The 21,544-nt window shown below is 70.9% G+C and carries 21 protein-coding genes; 3 read left to right on the top strand and 18 right to left on the bottom strand.

The features are described from left to right. Positions 1–290 precede the first annotated feature (290 nt). The 8 genes from HNR51_RS16915 to msuE all read right to left on the bottom strand — a co-directional run bounded on the left by HNR51_RS16915 (position 291) and on the right by msuE (position 8,303). Positions 291–1,673, bottom strand: a complete 1,383-nt coding sequence (locus HNR51_RS16915) for an FAD/NAD(P)-binding protein (protein ID WP_182555702.1) — start codon at positions 1,671–1,673, stop codon at positions 291–293. 28 nt (positions 1,674–1,701) lie between these two features. Next, positions 1,702–2,661: an aliphatic sulfonate ABC transporter substrate-binding protein gene (locus tag HNR51_RS16910; protein WP_012455468.1), complete on the bottom strand. Its 960-nt coding sequence runs from the start codon at positions 2,659–2,661 to the stop codon at positions 1,702–1,704. A gap of 160 nt (positions 2,662–2,821) precedes the next feature. Next, positions 2,822–3,796 carry a sulfonate ABC transporter substrate-binding protein gene (locus HNR51_RS16905; RefSeq protein WP_182555701.1) on the bottom strand — a complete coding sequence of 325 codons (975 nt, stop codon included), beginning with the start codon at positions 3,794–3,796 and terminating at the stop codon, positions 2,822–2,824. A gap of 18 nt (positions 3,797–3,814) precedes the next feature. Beyond that, a complete protein-coding gene (gene ssuD / locus HNR51_RS16900) occupies positions 3,815–5,002 on the bottom strand; it encodes an FMNH2-dependent alkanesulfonate monooxygenase (protein WP_152277778.1) in 1,188 nt (395 codons plus the stop codon). Positions 5,003–5,030: 28 nt separating this feature from the next. After that, a complete protein-coding gene (locus tag HNR51_RS16895) occupies positions 5,031–5,822 on the bottom strand; it encodes an ABC transporter ATP-binding protein (protein ID WP_012455465.1) in 792 nt (263 codons plus the stop codon). A 23-nt stretch (positions 5,823–5,845) separates the two neighbouring features. Next, the gene (locus HNR51_RS16890) at positions 5,846–6,724 is read right to left on the bottom strand and encodes an ABC transporter permease subunit (protein ID WP_182555700.1); all 879 of its coding nucleotides are present in this window, start codon (positions 6,722–6,724) and stop codon (positions 5,846–5,848) included. An 8-nt stretch (positions 6,725–6,732) separates the two neighbouring features. Next, a complete protein-coding gene (locus HNR51_RS16885; protein WP_182555699.1) occupies positions 6,733–7,707 on the bottom strand; it encodes an aliphatic sulfonate ABC transporter substrate-binding protein in 975 nt (324 codons plus the stop codon). 8 nt (positions 7,708–7,715) lie between these two features. After that, a complete protein-coding gene (msuE, locus tag HNR51_RS16880) occupies positions 7,716–8,303 on the bottom strand; it encodes an FMN reductase (RefSeq protein ID WP_063987964.1) in 588 nt (195 codons plus the stop codon). Positions 8,304–8,725: 422 nt separating this feature from the next. Here msuE and HNR51_RS16875 point away from each other — a divergent pair, with 422 nt between their 5' ends. Next, positions 8,726–9,901 (top strand): MFS transporter, encoded by a 1,176-nt coding sequence (locus HNR51_RS16875; RefSeq protein ID WP_182555698.1) that lies wholly within the window; start codon positions 8,726–8,728, stop codon positions 9,899–9,901. 27 nt (positions 9,902–9,928) lie between these two features. On the opposite strand, the gene HNR51_RS16870 is transcribed toward HNR51_RS16875, so the two are convergent. Further along, a complete protein-coding gene (locus HNR51_RS16870; RefSeq protein ID WP_182555697.1) occupies positions 9,929–10,465 on the bottom strand; it encodes a polysaccharide deacetylase family protein in 537 nt (178 codons plus the stop codon). Between the two features lie 218 nt (positions 10,466–10,683). Here HNR51_RS16870 and HNR51_RS16865 point away from each other — a divergent pair, with 218 nt between their 5' ends. Beyond that, on the top strand, positions 10,684–11,769 hold the full coding sequence (locus HNR51_RS16865) for a PAS domain-containing protein (RefSeq protein ID WP_182555696.1): 1,086 nt from the start codon (positions 10,684–10,686) through the stop codon (positions 11,767–11,769). Here the strand turns inward: HNR51_RS16865 and HNR51_RS16860 are convergent. The 8 genes from HNR51_RS16860 to HNR51_RS16825 form a co-directional block, all read right to left on the bottom strand. After that, positions 11,753–12,451, bottom strand: coding sequence for a hypothetical protein (locus tag HNR51_RS16860; RefSeq protein ID WP_012455458.1), 699 nt, complete (start codon positions 12,449–12,451; stop codon positions 11,753–11,755). The two genes, HNR51_RS16865 and HNR51_RS16860, sit on opposite strands and share 17 nt — an antisense overlap. 155 nt (positions 12,452–12,606) lie before the next feature. After that, positions 12,607–13,407 carry a twin-arginine translocase subunit TatC gene (gene tatC / locus HNR51_RS16855; protein WP_012455457.1) on the bottom strand — a complete coding sequence of 267 codons (801 nt, stop codon included), beginning with the start codon at positions 13,405–13,407 and terminating at the stop codon, positions 12,607–12,609. Continuing rightward, a complete protein-coding gene (tatB, locus tag HNR51_RS16850; RefSeq protein ID WP_182555695.1) occupies positions 13,404–13,883 on the bottom strand; it encodes a Sec-independent protein translocase protein TatB in 480 nt (159 codons plus the stop codon). The genes tatC and tatB overlap by 4 nt, the downstream gene beginning before the upstream one ends. Positions 13,884–14,004: 121 nt before the next feature. Next, positions 14,005–14,280 carry a twin-arginine translocase TatA/TatE family subunit gene (locus tag HNR51_RS16845; RefSeq protein WP_012455455.1) on the bottom strand — a complete coding sequence of 92 codons (276 nt, stop codon included), beginning with the start codon at positions 14,278–14,280 and terminating at the stop codon, positions 14,005–14,007. A gap of 166 nt (positions 14,281–14,446) precedes the next feature. Further along, positions 14,447–15,502 carry a beta-N-acetylhexosaminidase gene (gene nagZ / locus HNR51_RS16840; RefSeq protein ID WP_182555694.1) on the bottom strand — a complete coding sequence of 352 codons (1,056 nt, stop codon included), beginning with the start codon at positions 15,500–15,502 and terminating at the stop codon, positions 14,447–14,449. Between the two features lie 244 nt (positions 15,503–15,746). Then, entirely contained in the window at positions 15,747–17,171 is a 1,425-nt protein-coding gene (locus tag HNR51_RS16835; protein ID WP_182555693.1) for an SPOR domain-containing protein, read from the bottom strand. Positions 17,172–17,200: 29 nt separating this feature from the next. Then, positions 17,201–18,970, bottom strand: a complete 1,770-nt coding sequence (gene argS / locus HNR51_RS16830) for an arginine--tRNA ligase (RefSeq protein ID WP_182555692.1) — start codon at positions 18,968–18,970, stop codon at positions 17,201–17,203. A 94-nt stretch (positions 18,971–19,064) separates the two neighbouring features. Next, a complete protein-coding gene (locus tag HNR51_RS16825; protein WP_182555691.1) occupies positions 19,065–19,526 on the bottom strand; it encodes an acyl-CoA thioesterase in 462 nt (153 codons plus the stop codon). Positions 19,527–19,684: 158 nt separating this feature from the next. Here HNR51_RS16825 and HNR51_RS16820 point away from each other — a divergent pair, with 158 nt between their 5' ends. After that, a complete protein-coding gene (locus tag HNR51_RS16820) occupies positions 19,685–20,188 on the top strand; it encodes a hypothetical protein (RefSeq protein WP_182555690.1) in 504 nt (167 codons plus the stop codon). 26 nt (positions 20,189–20,214) lie between these two features. Here the strand turns inward: HNR51_RS16820 and HNR51_RS16815 are convergent, their stop codons facing one another. Next, positions 20,215–21,468: a deoxyguanosinetriphosphate triphosphohydrolase gene (locus HNR51_RS16815; protein ID WP_182555689.1), complete on the bottom strand. Its 1,254-nt coding sequence runs from the start codon at positions 21,466–21,468 to the stop codon at positions 20,215–20,217. Positions 21,469–21,544: the final 76 nt, after the last annotated feature.

Genomic DNA, 21,544 nt, shown 5'->3' with positions numbered 1-21,544 from the left:
CGGGTCTGCCGTTCCGAACCGTCCGGCCCGTCACGTCCCGCCGTCACGCCCTTTAATTAGAACAGCTCCAAACTCGCGTCCAGCTCTTTAGAACGATTCCGATTTGTGAGCCGGCGCGCCAAATTGCGCCCGCATGCGGTGCGAAACGGCATTGAGAACAGGGATTTGCGCTGCGTTCGACCCGCGAGCCGGAGGATCGGGACCGCGTTCGGCCGGCGTCACGAATGCGTGAGGCGGCGGAGAGCCGAGGCTCTCCGCCGCCTCGGGACGGCGCGGACGTTGGTTTTGGGTCAGGCCGCGGCGGCGCGGTCGAGGTTCGCGGCGACGAGACCGGCCAAGTCCGCCGCCTCGTTGCGGATGTCGGGCACCGCGGTGCATTCCCACAGCACGCCGCGCAGGAGCGGCCCGAGGATCCAGAGCGGTCCCCTGCCCTCGCCGGGCGAGGCGCCGCGCGCGCGGTAATCGACGCCGGCGTCGAGGCCGAGCCCGAACGGGCCGGGACGGACGAGGCCCCGGTCCATCAGCCGCCGCAGCAGCGGGTCGCGGCTCTCCTTGAGGTGACCGAAGCCGGTGGCGTCGATCATCGCCTGGACCGCGAGGCGCTCGGGGCGCTCGGCGCCGCGCAGACGCAGGGTCACCACCGCCTGCGCCGCCTCGTCCTCGATGTCCAGCAGGCGCCCGGCCCGCACCGTCAGGGCGCCGCGGGCGATCTCGTCGGCGATGGTCCGGGCCGCGGGCGGGGCGGTGCGGTGGCGATGCACGTCCCAGAAGGGGCGCAGGTGGCGCTGGAACCGGGCCTGCTCGCGCGGCGGCAGGCTGCGCCAGATCGTGTCGGTGAGCGGGCGCAGGGCGTCGATGACACCGTGCCAGCCCGCGCCCGTCTCGGCCGCCCGCGCCACCTCCGTGCGGATGCGGGTCAGGAGCCGCTGCAGGGACGCGAAGTCGGCCGGGGTGAGATCGGGGGTCGGCCAGGGCTCGGCGGGGGCGTGGGCGTTCGGCAGCAGGCCGCGGCGCGACAGGGCGAGGATCGCGCCGGCAAAGCCCTGCGCCCGCAGGCTCGCCACGGCGTCGAGCATGGTCAGCCCGGTTCCGACGATGAGGACCGGCGCGTGCGGGTGCAGGCGCCCGAAGCTCTCGGGCGCCCAAGGGTCCAGGCTGTGGCGGCTCTTCGGTGCGGCCGATGCGAGGTTGCCCATGGCGAGCACGGCCCCGGCGATGGCATGCGTCTGTCCGCCCTCGGTGCGCAGCAGGAAGCCGCCGCCCCGCGGCTCCAGATCGACCACGCCGTCGTTGACGAGGTGCAGGCGCGGTGCGCCCGGCCCGGTCACGGCTGCGGTCAGGAGATCGGTGAGATAGCTGCCGTAATGGCCCCGTGCCACGAAGGTGCCGGCCGGGGTCTTGACCACGCCCTCACGGAGATCGGCGCCGGAGAGCCAATCCTCGAAGTGGCCCGGCCGGTCCGGAAAGGCGCTCATGTTGGCGGCGCGCACGTTGAGCAGATGGGCCGGGTTGCCGGTGCCGTAGGCCAGCCCGCGGGCGAAGCTGCCTCCGCGCTCGCAGAGCAGGACCGGCCGTTCCGGCGGCAGGGCGGAGAGGAGCTGGAGCGCGGCCATGGTGCCGCTGAACCCCGCCCCGATCACCGCGATGGGGGGCAGGCTGGCCTGACGGGTCATCGTGAACGTCCTCGAAGCGCACTCTCCCTCAGCGCGAGGGTGCATCCCAGACCGGCAGCGCGGCGGCGTCGACCGGGCGCGGCAGCAGCCCCTCGCCGCGGAAGGCGTCGGCGATGGTCTGCTGCTCGGCGAGCCCCTCGCGGCTCACCGGCTCGACCCGGTAGGAGCGGCGGGCATTGGCCTGTTTCACGATGTCGGGTTCGATCTTCCACAGGGCGCCCAGCCGCGCGGCGGCCGCGTCCGGGTTGGCCTTCACCCACGCCCCGGCCTCGCGCAGCTTGGCGACGAGCAGGGTCAGCACGTCGGCGCGCTTTTCCGCATAGGCGTCGGAGGCGAGATAATAGCGCTTGTAGGCCGAGAGCCCGGTGCCGTCCTTCAGGATGCGCGCTCCGGCCTGGATCTGCGCCGCCGACAGGAACGGGTCCCACGCCACCCAGGCATCGACGCTGCCGCCGGCCAGCGCGCTGCGTCCGTCCGCCGGGGTGAGGTAGGCCGGGGTGATGCTCTTGAACGGCAGCCCCTCCGCCTTCAGCGCGGCGAGCAGCAGGTAGTGGCTGCCGGCGCCCTTGGTGACCGCGACCTTGCGGCCCTTCAACTCGGCCACGCTCTTCAACGGGGAATCACCCGGCACGAGGATCGCCTGCGCCTGCGGCGAGGCGGCTTCTTGGGCGATGTAGGTGATCTTGGCGCCCGCGGCCTGGGCGAAGACCGGCACGGTGTCGGCGACATCCGCCGAGACGTCGATGCGGCCGACATTGAGCGCCTCCATGATCGGAAGGCCGCTGGTGAATTCGTGCCACGACACGCTGACGCCGAGGGGCTTCAGGGCCGTCTCCAGCGTCGCGTCCTCGCGCAGCAGCGAGATCAGCGCCGATGAGCGCTGGTAACCGATGCGCAGGGTGGCGTCCTCCGCCGCGGCCGGGCTGCGGCCGAGGAGGCTGAGCGCGAAGCCAGCGAGGACGAGGCGGGCGGCGGACCGGCGGTTCATGAGCTATTTCTGGTTTTCTCGAGAGGGATTCCCCTCCCCCTCGTGGGGAGGGGTTCGGGGTGGGGGTGGTGCAGGAGGCACCGCTCCGCTTCATTCTGAGGCACCCCCACCTCCGGCTCCTCCCCACAAGGAGCAGGAGAGATCGGGGGAAGAGGCCCGTTCAGCTTCCCGGCTTGCGCACGGCACCGGCGATGTCGACGGTCTTCGGCACGAGCTTCAATCCGTGGAAGGTGTCGGCGATGCGCTGCTGTTCCTTCGTCACGGCCTCGTCGAGGGGCCGGATGCCGTAGGTCTGGCGCTTGAGCGCGACGCTCAGGATCGGCGCCGGGATGCCGACGGACGGCGCCAGCTCCTTGGACACGGCGTCGGTGTTGTCCTTGGCCCAGGCGTCGACCTCGGCGATCGCCGCGACGATGGCGTCGAGCGCCGGGCCGTTCTCGGCGGCGAAGCTCTTGGAGGAGAGATAGAACTGGTGGTTCGGCACGAGGCCGGTGCCGTCGGCCAGCACCCGGGCGTTGCCGCCGGCCTCGGCGGCGGCGAAGTACGGATCCCAGATCACCCAGGCATCCACCGCGCCGCGCTCGAACGCCGCCCGCGCATCGGCGGGCGCGAGGTAGACGGGAGTGATGTCGGACAGGCTCAGGCCCGCCGCCTCGATGGCCCGCACCAGCAGATAGTGGACGTTCGAGCCCTTGTTGAGCGCGACCTTCTTCCCCCGCAGGTCGGCGACCGACTGGATCGGGCTCGCCTTCGGCACCAGGATCGCCTCGCCCTTGGGCGCGGCCGGCTCGTGGGCGACGTAAGCCAGCGCGTCGCTCGCCGCCTGGGCGAAGATCGGCGGGGTCTCGCCCGCCGAGCCGAAATCGACGGCGCCTGCATTGAGCGCCTCCATCAGCGGCGGGCCGGAGGGGAACTCCGACCATTGCACCCGGTAGCCGAGCGCCTTCAGCCGCGGCTCGAGGGTGCCGCGGCCCTTCAGCAGGACCAGGGTGCCGTATTTCTGGTAGCCGACCCGCACCGTGGGCTCCTGCGCGTGCGCCGCCAGCGTCAGGCTGACGAAGATCAGTGCGGCGAGCGCCAGCCAGAGGCGCGGCAGCAGCGAGGATGCGGGGACGGCGCGGGTGCGGGCGGTCATCGGACGGAAACTCCCCGCTCAGTGGGCGCCGACGCGGCGGGTCGGGACGATGTCGTTGGCGATGACCTCGCCGAACGGGCCGTTGTTGCGGGCCGTGCTCGGCGCGTTGCCAGTGGTCGCGCGCAAGGGAAGCTTCGGGAAGACCAGCTCGGCGAAGCGGTAGGCTTCCTCCAGATGCGGGTAGCCGGAGAGGATGAAGCGGTCGATGCCGAGATCGATGTATTCCTTCATCCGGTCGGCGACCTGATCGGCCGAGCCGACGAGCGCGGTGCCCGCCCCGCCGCGCACGAGGCCGACGCCGGCCCAGAGATTCGGCGAGACGACGAGCTTCGAGCGGTCGCCGCCGTGAAGCGCCATCATCCGGCTCTGGCCGACGGAGTCCTGGCGCTTCAGGGTGGCCTGAGCCTGGGCGATGGTGGCGTCGTCGAGCCGCGAGATCAGCCGGTCGGCCGCGTCCCAGGCCTCGGCTTCGGTCTCGCGCACGATCACGTGCAGACGGATGCCGTAAGAGAAGGTCTTGCCTTTCTTCTCGGCCGCCTCCCGGGCGCGGGCGATCTTTTCGGCGACGCCGGCCGGGGGCTCGCCCCAGGTGAGGTAGACCTCGCAATGCTCGGCCGCGACCTCGATGCCGGCGGGCGAGGAGCCGCCGAAATAGAGCGGCGGATAGGGCGCCTGCACGGGGCGGAAGATCACCCGGCCGTTCTCGGTGCGCAGGTGCTTGCCCTCGAAGTTCACGGTCTCGCCGGCCATCAGACCGCGCCAGATGTGGAGGAACTCGTCGGTGACGACGTAGCGCTCGTCGTGGTCGAGGAAGACGCCGTCGCCCTTCAGTTCGACGGGGTCGCCGCCGGTCACGACGTTGATGAGGAGGCGCCCATCCGAGATCCGGTCCAAGGTCGCGGCCATGCGCGCGGCGACCGACGGCTCCTGCAGGCCGGGGCGCACGGCGACGAGGAAGCGCAGGCGCTGGGTCAGGGGGGCGAGCGCCGAGGCGACGACCCAGGAATCCTCGCAGGAGCGGCCGGTCGGCAGCAGCACGCCGTAATAGCCGAGGTCGTCCGCGGCCTGGGCGATCTGGCGCAGATAGGGCAGCGAGACGTCGCGGGCGCCTTCGGAGGCGCCGAGATAGCGGCCGTCGCCGTGGGTGGGCAGGAACCAGAGAACGTCGGTCTTGCCGTCGGCGGGGGGGCGGCTCTGCGCGGTCATGGGGTACGCTCCAAAAATCGAAAAAAAGTCAGGCGCGGTGGCCGAGAAGCCGCTCGAGGATGCGGCCTTCGAGTTCGGCGAGCGCCGGGTCGCCGCGGCGGCGCGGGCGCGGCACGTCGACCGGGACGTCGAGGGCGATCGTGCCCTGCTCGACCACGAGGATGCGGTCGGCCATCGCCACCGCCTCGCCGACATCGTGGGTGACGAGGATCGCGGTGAAGCCCTGTGCCTCCCAGATGCGCTCGATCATCTCCTGCATCTCGATGCGGGTGAGCGCGTCGAGCGCGCCGAGCGGCTCGTCGAGCGCCAGCAGCGCCGGGCGGCTGACGAGCGCGCGGGCGAGCGCCACGCGCTGGCGCTGGCCGCCGGACAGGGTCGCGGGCCAGTTGCCGGCCTTCTCCGCGAGCCCGACCTCGTCGAGCACGCCGAGCGCCCGCTTGCGCCGCTCGGCGCGGGGCGTCTCGCGCCCGAGCCCGACGGCGACGTTGTCGGCGACCCGGGCCCAGGGCAGCAGCCGCGGCTCCTGGAACATGATCTTCTTCGACTGGCCGGCACCATTGCCAACACCGCCGTCGACCGTCACGCGGCCGGCGGTGGGCTCTTCGAGGCCGAGGATCAGGCGCAGCAGGGTGCTCTTGCCGCAGCCCGAGCGGCCGACCACGGCGACGAACTGGCCGGCGGGGATGGTGAGGTCGAGGCCGCGGATGACGGGGGCGCCCCCGTCGAAGCTCTTGGTCAGGCCGCGCAGGGCGATGGCGAGGCCGGCGTCGGGACGGTGCGCGGACCGATCCTCGACGCGCAGGGCGGTGGCAGCGGACATGGATGCGCTCGCGGGATGAGGGATCAGGTGTTGCGGTAGGCCGGGTTCCAGGCGAGGCAGGTGCGCTCCAGCGCCCGGGTCAGGCTGTCGGCGAGCTTGCCCAGCGCGGCGTAGATCAGGATCGCCAGCACCACGACATCGACCAGCATGAACTCGCGGGCCTGCATCGCCATGTAGCCGAGCCCGGAATTGGCCGAGATCGTCTCGGCGACGATCAGCGTCAGCCACATGATGCCGAGCGCGTAGCGGATGCCGACGAAGATCGAGGGCAGCGCGCCGGGCAGCACCACGCGCCAGAACAGCTCGCGCCGGTTCATGCCGTAGACCCGCCCCATCTCGATCAGCTGCGGATCGACGGAGCGGATGCCGTGCAGGGTGTTGGCGTAGATCGGAAAGAACACGCCGAGCGCCACGAGGAAGAGCTTGGCCCCCTCGTCGATGCCGAACCACAGGATCACCAGCGGGATCAGCGACAGGTGGGGCACGTTGCGCACCATCTGCAGCGTGGTGTCGGTGAGCTTTTCCGAGAGGTTCGAGAGGCCGTTGGCGAGCCCGAAGAAGAGCCCGATGCCGCCGCCGATGAGAAAGCCGGATGCCGCGCGGGCAAAACTCACCCACAGGTTCTCCCAGAGTTCGCCGGTCTGGGCGAGGCGCCAGCCGGCGGCGGCGACGTCGAGCGGCGCGGGCATGAACCGGGTCGAGACCAGCCCCAGCGAGGCCGCCGCCTGCCAGCCGACGATGACGAGCGTCGGCAGCAGCCAGGGCAGGAGCTTGCCCGTCGGCAAGCGTAGGGACCTGCCTGGCTGGGACTTGCTTGGCTGGGCTCTACGCGCAAGCGGCGCGGCGGCCTCGGCGCGGTTCGCGCGGCCGGGGAGCGATCGGATCGCGGCGGAATCGGCCATGGTTCGGCTCACCCGTTGTTCTGGGTCTTGTTGGAGGTCTCGGGTGGCGTCCAGACGATGTCGGACACCCGCACCGGGCGAGGGATCACGCCGATGGCGTGGAAGCGGTCGGCGATACGCTGCTGCTCGGTGGTCACCGCCGCATCCATCGGCGCGATGACGAAGCGGATGCGCTCGACCGCGCGGCGCGTGGCGGCGAGCGGCACGCCGGTGATCTTCGACAGGCTCGCCGCGACGCTGGGACGGTTGGCCTCGCACCAGACCGCGACCTCGCCGAGCGCCGCGATGGCCGCCTTGAGCGCGTCGGGCTGCTCCTCGGCGAAGGCTTTGTTCGCGAGGAAGAAGTTGTTGGTGGGGGTGATGTCCGAGGCCTGCACGAGGATGCGGGCGCCCTGCCCCTCCTCGGCGATGGCGAAGTAGGGATCCCACACCGTCCAGGCGTCGATCGTGCCGCCGGCAAACGCCGCCGCGCCGTCGGCCGGCGCGAGCAGGACCGGGGTGATGTCGCGGTAGGTGAGGCCCGCCTTCTCCAGCGCCGCGACGGTGAGGTTGTGCGCGCTCGATCCCTTGGCGAAGGCGACGCGCTTGCCCTTGAGGTCGGCGAGCGTGGCGATGGAGGAGCCTTTCGGCAGCAGGATCGCCGAGCCCGAGCCGCCCTTGGGCTGCGCCGCCGCGTAGACGAGACCTGCGCCCGCGGCCTGGGCGAAGATCGGCGGGGCGTCGCCGGTCTGGCCGAAATCGATCGCGCCGAGATTCAGCGCCTCCAGCAGCGGCGGGCCGAACGAGAACTCGACCCAGCGCACGCTGACGTTCCGCGGCTTCAGCGCGGCCTCGATCGTGGCCTGCTCCCGGGCGACGGCCAGGATGCCGTTCTTCTGGTAGCCGATGCGCAGCACGCCCGGTTCCACGGCATCGGCGCGGCGCAGCGGGAGCGCGGTGCCGGCCGCGGCGAGGCCGGCGAGGAGCTGGCGGCGATCGAGCATCGCGGGCCTCAGCGGGCGGCGGCGCTCGCCAGCGGCGCCGAGGCCGCGGCGGAGACGTTTGCGCCCTGCGCGACGTCGAGGAGCCGGGCGAGTTCGGCCGCGGCCTGGGCCACCCGGGCGCGCACGATCTCGTCGGCGACGCGGCCCTCGCTGATCTCGGTATCGCCGGCATAGACCGCGGTCGGCGCGGCCTGGGCCGAGAAGAAGCCGAACAGCGGGCGAAGCGAATGCTCGACCACGAGCGCATGGCGCGGGCCGCCCCCGGTCGCGGTCAGCACCACCGGTTTGCCGATCAAGGCTTCGGGGGCGACGAAGTCGATCAGGTGCTTGAACAGGCCCGCATAGCTGCCCTTGTAGACCGGCGAGCCGACGATCAGCGCATCCGCCGATTCGAGGGCCTCCACGATCCGTGCCGCCGGGAGCGGCAGGGCGGATCGGCTCGCGACCGCGATCCCGGTGCCGGCATCGACCAGATCGTAGACCTTGAGGTCGATCGGGCGCAGGCGCGACAACTCGGCGGCCACCGCCTCGACCAGGGTGCGGGTGCGGGAGGGGCGGTGCGTGTTGCCGGAGAAGGCAACGATCCGTGCGGGCATCGCGAGAGATCCGGGTCAGGACCGCAGGCACGGGAGACCGACGCCCGAAAACTCCGGAAGGAGCGTTTCGGACCTTCGGTCTTCGAAGATCTGCGGAGCGTTGTTGGGACGTTGTTGTCCTGAAATTTAGGGACCTGAGGTGGGGCAAATCAACGGATTGTTTTTGCGTTGTTTTTCCGGAGCGGAGGAGAGTTTGGTTGTTGTTCGCGGGCAGGCAGGGAGATTCTTTTTCGATCCTGCGGTCTTCGTACCGGGATCGAGAAGGCGGCGCTGAGAAGGGAGCTCGGGGCTGTCGCGCGGGGTCGTCCTGCCGTGAACGCAGACCAGCCTCCCGGTCACGCGGCTGTCTCGCGGGCGGTAGATGGCCATGTTGCAGCGCTTACATTGCAGTGCAGCACGCCTGCTGCCTCTGGAGCTTCTGCATGGTTTCCCTGCCGATCCTCGCGCTGGCCGTCGCCTCCTTCGGCATCGGCACGACCGAGTTCGTCATCATGGGCCTCCTGCCCGAGGTGGCGCGCGACTTCGGCGTCACCATCCCGCAGGCGGGCCATCTCGTCTCGGGCTACGCGCTCGGTGTCGTGGTCGGCGCGCCGATCGTGGCGATGGCCACCGCGCCGCTGCCGCGCAAGGCGGCCCTGCTCGCGCTGATGGCGGTTTTCACGCTGGGCAACCTCGCCTGCGCCCTGGCCCCGAGCTACGACTGGCTGATGGCCGCGCGGGTCGCCACCGCCTTCGCTCATGGCGCCTTCTTCGGCATCGGTGCCATCGTCGCGCGCAACCTCGTGCCGCGGGAGAAGCGGACGCAGGCCGTCTCGCTGATGTTTGCCGGGCTGACGCTCGCCAACGTGCTCGGCGTCCCGCTCGGCACCGCGCTCGGTCAGGCCCTCGGCTGGCGCTCGACCTTCTGGGCAGTGGTCGGCATCGGCCTTGCGGCGGGGGCGGCCATCGCGCTGGCCCTGCCCGGCGGGATGCCGGGCACGCGCGGCGGCCTCGCGAAGGAGTTCCGGGCGCTCGGGCGCTGGCCGGTGCTGCGGCCGATGCTGGTCTCGACGCTGTCCTCGGTGAGCTTCTTCACCGTCTTCACCTACATCGCCCCGTTCCTGCTCACCGTGACGCATCTGACGCCCGGCGGCGTGACGGGGGCGCTGTTCGCGGCCGGTCTCGGGCTCACGATCGGCAATCTCGCCGGCGGCTGGCTCGCCGACCGCAGCCTGATGCGCACCGTCCTCGGAAGCTTCATCGGGCTGATCGCGGTGCTCGCCGCCTTCGGGCTGGTCGCACCCTATGCCGGGCCGGCGCTGGCGGTGCTGGTCCTGTGGAGCGGGCTCGCCTTCGCCCTGGTCTCGCCGCTCCAGGTCTGGGTGGTGGAGGCGGCGAGCGACGCGCCGAACCTCGCCTCCACGCTCAATCAGGGCGCGTTCAATCTCGGCAATGCGCTCGGCGCCTGGCTCGGCGGCACGGCGCTGACGCTCGGTGCGGGTTATTCGGAGCTGCCGGCCCTGGCAGCCGTCGTGTCGCTCCTGGGGCTCGGGCTTGCCGCCACGGCGGTGGCGCGCCCGCTCCGTCCGTCCCTGGCGGGGAGCCAGGGGCGGCCGTAACGGTCGTCGTGACGGAGGCGGAGCGGCTCATCCTCGACCGACGGGCGGCTCTTCGTCATCGGGCGATTCAGGAAAGTTGCTCAGGAGAACGCTCGACAGGCGGCCGACCGAGTCGGCGTAGTGTATGAACTCTTGGTACAGTCCATCCAGATCGACGCCGAGGTCGGGGCCGAGACTGCGGATGAGTTCGGCCCGCCGCCTGACCTCAGCCTGAGCGACGGCCAGGGACGCCTCGAGCATCCGGATGTGATGGCGGCGGCTTCCCAGATCCTGGCCGCTCTCGATGCTGCGCTTGAGAACGTCCACCGCTGCCTGCGACAGGTCTGGGGCACAGGGCAGGATGTGGATCGCGCCCGTGGTCCCGCTTTCGTGCCGTCGCTGGCCGGGAGAGGACGAAGCGACCCCGTCGAAGTCCTCGATCCGCGTCGGGACGCATTCGGCCGGCGGCACCTCGGCGGCCGGGGATGGCGCGTGGCGGGGCCGGATCGCGCCCGGCGGGTCGAAGCCGCCGCCATTGCCCGCAATGACCCGCAACGCATCGCTGCCCGATGACCGCTTCGACATGGTGGTGTCTCTTGAGGGAATGACTGAAAATGTAAGGGAGAAACGAAGCTTTTCCTTGCCTTGTGGATGTATGATCGTAATGTTTTTCAGTCGTTAAAGTTCTTAGACTTGATCGGCTGCGCCGTTCGGCAAACTGACACCAGACAGCGCATTTCAAGGCGAAAGGCGATGGTGAGCGACCGATGAGGTCAGTTTCGACGTGCCGGGAGGCATGAGGCATGCACCGTCGCAGGGGGAGCGCCTATCAACTGCTGAAGCTCGTCGAGGATTCGGGCGAGGTCGGCTTCTGGTGGCTCGATCTGGAAACCGGCCGCATCGACGGCTCGGTCGGGCTCCTGCGAATCACCGGCCTCATGTCGGATGCGGAGTTGCACGCTCTGTTCGCCGACCTCGTTCATCCGGATGACCGCGCCATGCAGGCCGACATCCTGGACATCCTCCAGCGCGGCCATCCGGTGTCGCGCACCTTCCGCATCGTCCGGCCCGACCGAAGCGTGCGCTGGGTGAGGCTCAAGGGGCAGGTCGTGCTGGGCCCGGCGGCGCGTCCGATCCGGGCCGAGGGCGTCCTCTTCGACGTGACGCTGCCGCAGGAGGCCACCCTCCTCGCCGAGGAGAACCGGCTTCGCTATCAGAACCTCACCCGCACCCTCGCCGCTGCGGAGTGGACGGCCTCGCCCCAGGGGCAGCGGCGGCCGAGTGCGAGCTGGCAGGCCCTGACCGGACAGGCCGGCCCGGACCAGCAGGGCGACGGCTGGCAGGCGGTGCTCCATCCCGACGACCGCGCGACGGCGGCGGGGGCGTGGCAGGAAGCCCTGATCCGGGAGGGCACCCTCGACACCGATTTCCGGCTACGCTGCGCCGACGGGCTCCACCGGCGCTACACCTGCCGCGTCACGCCCCTGCGTGACGGCAGGGGGCATGTTGTCGAGTGGCTCGGAATCCTGCTCCTCGGCCTCTCCGGCGGGGCGGGGCTGGCAGCGTCCGCCGGGCAGCCCCTCCCGGATGTCACGCCCGCCCTCGTCCGGGCGGCGCGAGCCCTGCTGGACTGGTCCGCCCCCACGCTGGCCGCGGCGGCCGGGGTCTCGCTGTCGAGCGTCAAGCGCTTCGAGGCCGAGGGAATGGTCCGTGACGCGACGCGGCGCGCCATCCGCGAGGCCCTCGAAGGAGGGGGCATCCGCTTCCATCGCGACCCGAGCGGCGAGGCGGGCGTCCTCGCCGCGAAGGGCGCCGCATCGCGGCCGCCTTTGGCACCGGCGCAGCGGCCGGTGCCAAAGGCTCCAGAGGCCCTCACATCGGCGGGGTGAGGCCGTCCTTGCCCACCGCGACGAGCTTCCCTTCGAGCTTGCCGCCGTCCTTGGCCGCGACCACGAAGATCTTGCCGCCCGGCGTCAGGATCGACTTGTCGGCGGGCTCGAAGGCGACGATCGGCGCTTTTTGCGGCACCACGATCGTCTTCGAGCCGTCCTTGTCGTAGGTCACGGTCAGCGTGCGCTCGCCGCCGGAGGCCGCGGTGCTGCTGGCGACGGTAGCGTTGGTCATCGAACTCTTGACCTTCGGTGCACCGCCCGCGCCGGCCCCGGCCGAGGCCTTCACGGTGCCGTTGGTCATGGAGCTCTTCACCACCGGGCCGCCGCCCGCCGTGTGGTCGGGGATCGCGTCCCAGCCGTAATGGCCTTCCGCCGTGCCGCGCATGGATTCGGGGAACAGCACCACTTCCAGCGCCGTCATCGGGTTCTCGCCCTTGGTGGCGGTGCCGATGAAGGTGCCGTCCTTGATCTGGTCGAGGCTCGATTTCACCACCCAGGCGAACTTGGCGCCGCCGAGCTGAACCGTCTCGGACGCCCCGTCGGTGGTCTTGATGGTGACCGAGCCGGCATCGCTGCTCTCGATCGTGCCGCGGACCCGCTGCAGATCCGCGGCCTGGGCCGCACCGGCCAGCGTCGTCAGGGCGGCGACCGCGATGGCGGTGCGCATCGTGTGGAACATGAGGCTTTCTCCGATTGAAGTCGGAGAATCCTGGCGCGGTGCGATCCGCTTTCAAGGTTGCGCACAAGATGGTGATGCGCAACTTTTCTTACATTCCTCTCAGCGGTCCATCCCCGCGAGGCGCGGCGACGGGCGCTGCGGAGGATGCCGGCGGATCAATCCTCGATCCCCTCCGCCCGGCGCCGCGCGGCGCGGATCTTCTCCATGCGGGCGACCGAGAAGACGGAGGCCTCGTAGAGGAGCAGCATCGGGATCGCCAGCGAGAGCTGCGAGATCACGTCCGGCGGCGTCAGCACCGCGGCGGCGACGAACACGAGCACGATGGCGTAGCGCCGCTTCTCCCGCAGGAAGGCCGCGTCGATCACGCCGATCTGGCCCAGAAGCGTGAGGATCACCGGCATCTGGAACGCGAGCCCGAAGGCGAAGATCAGCGTCATGATCAGCGAGAGGTACTCGTCGACCTTCGGCAGCAGCCGGATCGTCGCCTCGCCCGGTTGGCCGATCTGCTGGAGCGAGACCGAGAACTGGATCAGCAGCGGCATCGCCAGGAAGTAGACGACGAGCGCACCGAGCAGGAAGAAGATCGGCGTGGCGACGAGATAAGGCAGGAAGGCCTGCCGCTCGTTGCGGTAGAGGCCGGGCGCGACGAAGGCGTAGACCTGCGTGGCGATGACCGGGAAGGCGAGGAAGCCTGCGCCGAACACGCTGAGCTTGATGTTGGTGAAGACCTGTTCGAGGAAGTGGGTCGCGATCAGCTCGGCATTCTGCGGCCCCACGATTGAGACGTAGGGGTGCACGAGCACGTTGTAGATCTGCTTCGAGAAGAAGAAGCAGGCGAAGAACATCACGATGAACGCGATCAGCGACTTGATGAGCCGCGAGCGCAGTTCGATCAGGTGCTCCAGAAGGGGTGCCCGCGAGGCCTCGATCTCGGCCTCATCGCGCTCGTCGCTCATGGAGTCGGGCCTGTCTCGGGCTTGCTGTCGGGGATGGTGGGAGACGTCTCGGCGGCGACGGAGGGGGTCGCCGCGCCGTGCATCTGCGCCGTCTGCTGCTCGGGGGTGGGCCGCGGCACGTCGAAGCTGCCGACGTCCCCGGTGGCGTCCTTCGCGGAGTCCTTGGCGGCGCTCGGGCCGCCGGCCCGGCCCTCCACCGCGGTGCGGATCTCGTTGCGGATCGTGTCCACGGGGTTGAAGCTCGGTCGCGCGGCATCGACGGTGCGCTTCACGCCCTCGACGTCGCGGCGAACCTCTTCCAGCTCCGCTTCGCGGATCGCCTCGTTGAATTGCGACTGGAACTCGCCGGCCATGCGCCGGACCTTGGTGGTGATCTGGCCCAGCGTGCGCAGGGCCTTCGGCAGGTCCTTGGGCCCAATGACGATCAGGGCGACGCCGCCGATCAGCATCACCTCGCCCCAACTCATGTCCAACATTGCGTCGTCCGTCCCGCGGGGCCGCGCCTGATGAGGACGGGCGCGCGGCCCGCGCTATCCTGCCCGGAGCCGATCTTCAACCGTGCCCGACCGCCGTTCCAGCCAGTGACCCGGCCCTCGTTCAGACGGCCTTGTGGTCGCCCGCCGGCACATGCGTCTGCTGCGGAGCCGTGCCCGGCGCGCCCTGGTGCGGCAGCGTGCGGACCGGATCGTTCGGCCCCACCGGCGGAACGCTCGTCGTATTCGTCGGCTGGGTCTCGTCGTCGGCCATCCCCTTCTTGAAGGCCTTGATGCCCTTGGCGACGTCGCCCATCAGCTCCGACACCTTGCCGCGGCCGAACAGCAGCATGACGACGACCGCTACGATGACCCAGTGCCAGACACTCATGCTGCCCATGGCAACCTCCTGCGCCGCACCAACTTCGGCGGCGCCTCCACTTGATTTGCGGCGAACCTAGGGATCGAGTGGCGCGAACACAAGCAGCGCAGGGCGCAGAAGCGGGCAAAGGCCGCGCAGCCCTTGCCCTTCTTTGTCGCAGTCCGCCTCCTCGGCAGGCGTGCCGTTAGGCGCTCGGCAAGGTGTTCGAGAAGGCGACCTCGAAGCGGGCGCGGGCCTCGGCCACATCGAAAGCCTCCGGGGGCGCGAGGCGGGCGAGCGCGGCCGCGGCGCGCCGGGCGCCCTCCCCCGTCAGGTCGGGCGTCGCCTCGGCCACCGCCCGCATCTCGTCCATGCGTCCGTTGCAATGGAGCACCACATCGATGCCGGCGCGGTAGGCGGCCTCGGCGCGATCCCGGAACGGGCCCTGGAGTGCGTGCATCGACAGATCGTCGGTCATCAGCAGGCCGTCGAAGCCGATCTCGCCGCGCACGACCTCGCGGATCACGCGCTCCGACAGGGTCGCGGGGCGCTCGGGATCGAGGGCGTTGAAGACCACATGCGCACTCATGGCGAGCGGCATGTCGGCGAGCGCCCGGAACGGCCGGAAGTCGCTCTCTCCCAGGCTCACCCGGTCGGCTTCGACCACGGGCAGGTCGAGATGGCTGTCGCAGGTCGCCCGACCGTGTCCGGGAATGTGCTTGATGACGGGGAGCACCCCGCCCGCCATCAGCCCCTCGGCCACGGCGCGGCCGAGTTCGATCACCCGCCCCGGCGTGTCGCCGTAGGCCCGGTCGCCGATGATGTTGTCAGAGCCTGCCGCCGGCACGTCGAGCATCGGCGCGCAATCGACATTGATGCCGACGTCGGAGAGATCGTGGGCCATCAGCCGGGCACCGAGCCGGGCCGTCGCCGCGGCCTCGTCCCCGAGGGCGTCGAAGCGCCCGCCCGCCGGATATTTCGGCCAGTGCGGCGGGCCCATGCGCTGCACCCGCCCGCCTTCCTGGTCGATCAGGATCGGCGCGTCCGCCCGGCCGACGGTCTCGCGCAGGGCGGCGGTGAGCGCGCGCACGGCGTCGGGCGTGCCGATGTTGCGCTTGAACAGGATGAAGCCCCAGGGCCGCAGGTCGCGGAAGAAGGCAGCCTCCTCGGGCGTCAGCGCCGTGCCGGAGCAGCCGAGGATGACGGCGCGGGGCGTGCTGGCGGAGGTCATGCTGGCAGAGGTCGAACTGGCGGAGATCATGGGGCCTGCGTTCCTCGGATGCAGCGAGGCGGGCGAGAGGGCTTGCCGCCATTGCAAGGGCCGAACACGACTTCGATCCCGCTCACGCCCTCATCCTGAGGTGCCGCGATGCGGCCTCGATGGATCGTCCAGGAATCGTGCGGGATCTGGAGGATCCATCGAGGCCCGCTGACGCGGGCACCTCAGGATGAGGGATCGGAGGGGACGATCGGCGCCGAGCCGGCGGATGCGGCGGGTGTTCGCCTCAGTTCTTGGCGACGAAGCACTGGCCGCCCGCGCCCTGGAGCGCGCTGCAGAGGCTGGAGGCCTCGTTCTTGGCCAGCGGTCCGACGCGGACGCGGAACAGGGTCTTGCCGTTCACCTCGGCCTGCCGGATCAGCTCGGGCTTGCCGGCGAGCTGGCTGTACTTGCCCTGCATCTCGCGGAAGGCGGCCCGTGCTTCGCTCTCGCTGCCGCGCACGCCGAGCTGCACCGAGTAGCCGCTGACCGGCGCCGTGAGCGAGGGCGAAGCGGGCGCAGGCTCGGAGGTGCTGGCGGTGGTCTCGGGCGAGACGGAGGCGACGCGCTGCGGGGCCTTCGGGCGGGCGGCGGGGGCGGCCGGCGACTCCGGCGGCGCCTCGGCGACGGGCGTGGTCGCGACCGGTGCCGGGTTCGAGGCCAGGGTCCGCGAGGGCGACGACGCGGCGCGCCGGGGCTCGGCGGAGGGCGTCGCGGTGCTCGCGGCGGAGGTGTCGGGCATGCTCATGGTCGGGATCGGCGAGACCGGGGCCTGAGCCGCCTCGGCCTGAACCGCCTGCGGCTGGTGGACCGGCGTGTCCGGCTTGACCGAGACGGTGCGCACCCGGCGCGGCTCACCGAAGGTGTCGGAGAGCATGCCGCCCTGACCGGGGGTCGCCCCGCCCTGCCCCGGCTCGGCGCCGTCGTTGCGCGCGGCAGCGGTACGGGCCGCCTGATTGACGTCGAGGGGCTGCTCCTCGCGGTTCACGATCTTGATCTGACCGTCCTTGGCGTTGCGGTCGTAGATCTGCTTGTTCTGGTCGGGGATCTCGACGCCGTCGCTCGCCGTGGGCTGCACCTTCAGCGGGGTCTTGTCGGCGAGCACGGTGATCGGGCCGCCGCTGCTGCCGCCATGGGTGCCGCGCCAGGCCAGCGCGCCGCCGACGCAGACGGCGACCACGGCAAGGCCGGCGCCGACCTGAACCAGGCGGTTGCGGGCGCGCGGGCGCTCGACGGGGCCGGTGCGATAGCTCTCGTCGGCCTCGGCGAAGGCGGCCGGATCGGTCGCGCCATCGGCGTACATGCCCTGCTCGACCGAGGCGAGGTACTGGTCGAAGGCGTCCGCCGGGCTCTGGCCGAAAGCCTGGTTCTGGGCCGGAGCCGGATGGTGCGCGGGCGCGTCCACGAAGGTCGGCTCGACGCGGGCCGGGCGGCCCGCCTCGGGTGCCCGTTTCGCGGGGGCGGCCGGCGCCTCGGGGCTGCTCTTCTCCCGCGCCTCGAGCAGGGCGCGGAAGGGATCGTCCTGCCCGACGATGCGGGCCAGTTCCGCGAGCGGGTCGCCCTTGGGGGCGGCCTGCGGCGCCTTCGCCCGAACCGCCTCCTGCGACGTCTGACGCAGCTCGCGCTCGAAGGCATCGAAATCGACCGTCGCGCGCGAAGCGTGTCCCGTCATGGCCTCATCCTCTCAACAGCCGTCCCTGGTCACCGCATCTCGTCGGGTGCGGAGACGCCCAAAACCGCCAGGCCGGAGGCGAGAACGCCGCCCAGGGCCTCGACGAGGGCCAAGCGAGCCCGAGTGGAGTTTCTGTCGGTTGGATTAACAATCCGTAATTGCGGCAAGTCTTTGCCCTTATTCCAGAAACTATGAAGCGAACTTGCCGTTTCGTAGAGGTAGAACGCGATTCGGTGCGGTTCGTGCGCCGCAGCCGCCGATTCGAGCACCCGCGGATACTGAGCAATCAGACGCATCATCTCGATCTCGCCGGGGTCGGTGAGTGCCGAGAGATCCGCGTCGGCCAGCAGACCTTCCCGCGAAAAATCCTCGTTCGGGAGCGCTTCGCGGGCCTGGCGCAGCACCGAGAAGCGGCGGGCATGCCCGTACTGCACGTAGAAGACGGGATTGTCCTTCGACTGCTCCACGACCTTGGCGAGGTCGAAATCGAGCGTCGCGTCGTTCTTGCGGTAGAGCATCATGAAGCGGATCGCGTCGCGCCCGACCTCGTCGATGACGTCGCGCAGCGTCACGAACTCGCCGGCGCGTTTCGACATCTTCACCGGCTCGCCCGCGCGCAAGAGGCGCACCAACTGGCAGAGCTTGACGTCGAGGCGGGCCTCCCCATCGCTCACGGCCTTCACGGCCGCCTGCATGCGCTTCACGTAGCCGCCGTGGTCGGCGCCGAGCACGTCGATGAGCTCGCTCGCGCCGCGCAGCCACTTGTCGCGGTGATAGGCGATGTCGGAGGCGAAGTAGGTGTAGGAGCCGTCCGACTTCAACAGAGGCCGGTCCACGTCGTCGCCGAACTGGGTCGAGCGGAACAGGGTCTGCTCCCGGTCCTCCCAGTCCTCGGGCAACTGCCCCTTGGGCGGCGGCAGGCGGCCCTCGTAGACGAGCCCCTTCGCCCGCAGGGCGTCGAGCAGTTCGGCGACGCGGTTGCCCCCTTGGTCGCCGCTCCCGCCCTGGAGCGTGGCTTCCGAGAAGAACACGTCGTGGCGGATGCCGATCGCCGCGAGATCCTCCCGGATCATGTCCATCATCGCGTCGATGGCGAAGCGGCGCACCGTCGGCAGCCATTCGTGCTCTGGCTTGCCGAGGAGCGCGTCGCCGTGCGCCTGCTTGAGCCCCTCGCCCACGGGCTTGAGGTAGTCGCCGGGATAGAGCCCCTCGGGGATCGTGATCGTCTCGCCCAGCGCCTCGCGGTAGCGCAGGTAGGCGGAGCGGGCCAGCACGTCGACCTGCGCGCCGGCATCGTTGATGTAGTACTCGCGCGTCACCGGCCGCCCGGCGGCGGCGAGAAGGTTCGCGAGCGCATCGCCGAACACCGCGCCACGTCCGTGGCCGACATGCATCGGGCCGGTGGGGTTGGCCGAGACGTACTCGATGTTGACCGGCCCGCCCGGCATGTTTCCGCGTCCGAACGCCTCGCCCTCGCGGAGCGCCGCCCGGATCACCTCGTGAAACACCTCCGGCGCGAGCCGCAGGTTGATGAAGCCCGGCCCCGCCACGCTCGCTTCGACGATGCGGGGATCGGCCCGCAATTCCTCGGCCAGAGCCTCGCCGAGCGCCTTCGGGTTCTGCTTGGCGTCCTTCGCCAGCACCAGGGCGGCGTTGGTGGCCAGATCCCCGTGCGCGGGATCGCGCGGCGGCTCCACCACCACGCGCGACAGGTCGAGCCCCTCGGGCAGCCGGCCGGAGCGGGTGAGCGATTCGAGCGCCTCGCGCACGCGCGTCTCGAAGAGGGCGAAGATGTTCATGGGGCTCAGGTGTTTCGTCGTGACCGCGTGCCGGCGGGCCCGCGCGTCGGGCGGCCGGAACCGTGGGGCGGCATAGCAATCACGGACGGGAGTGTCACGGCGCCTCGCTCCGGCCGGGCACGAGCTCCGCCAGCACCGCCCGCAACCGCTCCGGCAGCGGCACCGGCCGGCGGGTCTCGCGATCGACATAGACGTGAATGAAGTGGCCCTGCGCGGCGGCCTCCGGCTCGTCCTCGCGAAAGATCGCGATCTCGTAGCGCACGCTGGTGCGGCCGAGATGGGCCACCCGCACGCCGGCGGTGATCCGGTCGGGGAAGGCGACCGGGGCGAAGTAGCGGCAGCCCGTCTCGACCACGAGGCCGATGACGGGGGAGCGCGCGATGTCGAGGGCGCCGGCCTCCACCAGCAGGCTGTTCACCGCCGTGTCGAAGAAGGCGTAGTACACGACGTTGTTGACGTGCCCGTAGACGTCGTTGTCGCCCCAGCGCGTCGCCAGCGGCACGAGTCGGGGATAGGCGGCGCGGGTCTCGCGCGGGGTGGTGCGGTCTGCGCTCAACTCTGACCCTCCTCGGTCTGGCCCTGCCCTGTCGCATCCGCCGTTCCATCGCCCGTCCCGCGGGGACAAGACGGTGTCTCGGTAGAATGCAGCGTTGCACGCTTCGCGCGAGGGATGGCGTTGTCGGCGGCAAGATCCTTGCCCCGGAGACAGTCGACATGAAGTCCTTCGCCCTCGCCGCCACGGCCCTCGCCGCCCTGGTCCTCGTCCCCGCAGGCGCCGAGGCCGGCGGCTTCGGCAATCGCGGTGGGTTTCGCGGCGGCTACGGCCATCATGGTTTCGGCCACCACGGCTACGGCGCCCGCTTCGGCGGGTATCGCGGCGGTTTCGCGGGCGACCGCGGCGCCTACGGGCATCGCGGCTTCGGCGGCCGGGGCTTCTACGGCGACCGCGGTTACGCCGCCCGCGGCTTCTACGGCCGGGGCTACGGTTATCGCCGGGGCGTCGGGCTCGGCCTCGCGGGGGCCGGGATCGGTCTGGCCGGCGCGGGTCTGGGCCTCGGCTTGGGGCTGGCCGGCGGCGCGCTGACCGGCGGCTACGGATGGGGCGGCGGCTACGGCGGCTACGCCGCGCCGGTCTACGATTACGGCTACGCTCCCGTCAGCAACGGCTACGCCCCGCTCTACAACACCGGCTACGGCGCGACCTGCGTCTGCAACTGATCCTCGGATGATCGGCTGACGGCGCCTCACGGCTCCGTCAGCGGCAGGCCGCGGCTCGGCGGGCTCCAATGCAGGTTGGGCGTCGCCGCAAACAGCTTGCCGTGCTCCAGCACCGCGTAGGTGTCCGTCATGCCGGCGATGTAGTCGGCGATGCGCCGGGCGATGCGGGCTTCGCTGGCATTCTCCAGCCCCTCCGACCATTCGGCCGGCATCCGCGCCGGGTCGGCGCGGAAGGCCGAGAACAGGTCGTCGACGATGGCCGCCGCCTTGGCGCGCACCGCCATCACCTCGGGATGGCGGTACATCCGCGCGAACAGGAAGCGCTTGATGTCGGCATCCGCCGCCGCGATGGCGGGCGAGAATGCGATGACCGGTTCGGAGGCGGCGCGGATGTCGCCGACGCTGCCCGGGGCCAGCCGCGCGATGCGCGCCTCGCCCTCGCGGATCACGTCCTCGACGAAGCGGGTGATGACGCGCCGTGCCAGCTCATGGATCTTTCGCGAGGGCTCCAGGCCGGGATGGAGGGCATCGATCTCGTCGAGGAGCCCGGCGAGAAACGGCACCCTGGCGAGGTCGGCCAGATCGAACAGCCCGGCCCGCAGCCCGTCGTCGAGGTCGTGGGCGTCGTAGGCGATGTCGTCGGCGAGCGCCGCGCCCTGCGCCTCGGGGCCGGCGAAGCAGGCCAGTTCGAGGTCGTTGACCGCGTTGTACTCGAGCACCGCCGCCGGGATGCCGGTGGCCGCGTAGCGCCGGGTCGGCGCGCCGGACGCGTCGAGGAGCGGGCCGTTGTGCTTGACGAGGCCCTCCAGCGTTTCCCAGGTCAGGTTGAGCCCGTCGAAGCCGGCGTAGCGCCGCTCCAGCCGGGTGACGATGCGCAGCGCCTGGGCGTTGTGGTCGAAGCCGCCGTAATCGGCCATGCAGGCGTGCAGCGCGTCCTCGCCGGTATGGCCGAAGCAGGTGTGGCCAAGGTCGTGGCTGAGCGCCAGCGCCTCCGCGAGATCCTCGTCGAGGCCGAGCGCGCGGGCGAGCGCCCGGGCGATCTGGCTCACCTCCAGGCTGTGGGTGAGCCGGGTGCGGTAATGGTCGCCCTCGTGATGCACGAAGACCTGGGTCTTGTGCTTCAGCCGCCGGAAGGCGGTGGAATGGATGATCCGGTCGCGGTCGCGCTGGAAGTCGCTGCGGGTCGGCGAGAACGCCTCGGGGATCAGCCGCCCGCGGGTCGCCGCCGGATCGGTGGCGTAGGGCGCCCGCCAGCGCTCGCCGTTCTGCCGCACCTGCACAGCCCTTCCCCTCCCTGGCCGCGTTGCGGCCGGCCCTCATGCCTCATATCTTGTGTGGGCTGTCGCCCGCGGCAAT

It is taken from the genome of Methylorubrum thiocyanatum, from assembly GCA_014138645.1.
Classification (GTDB): Bacteria; Pseudomonadota; Alphaproteobacteria; order Rhizobiales; family Beijerinckiaceae; genus Methylobacterium; species Methylobacterium thiocyanatum.
Note: the sequence above shows the minus strand (reverse complement) of the source record. Positions and strands in the feature narration are given on the sequence as shown.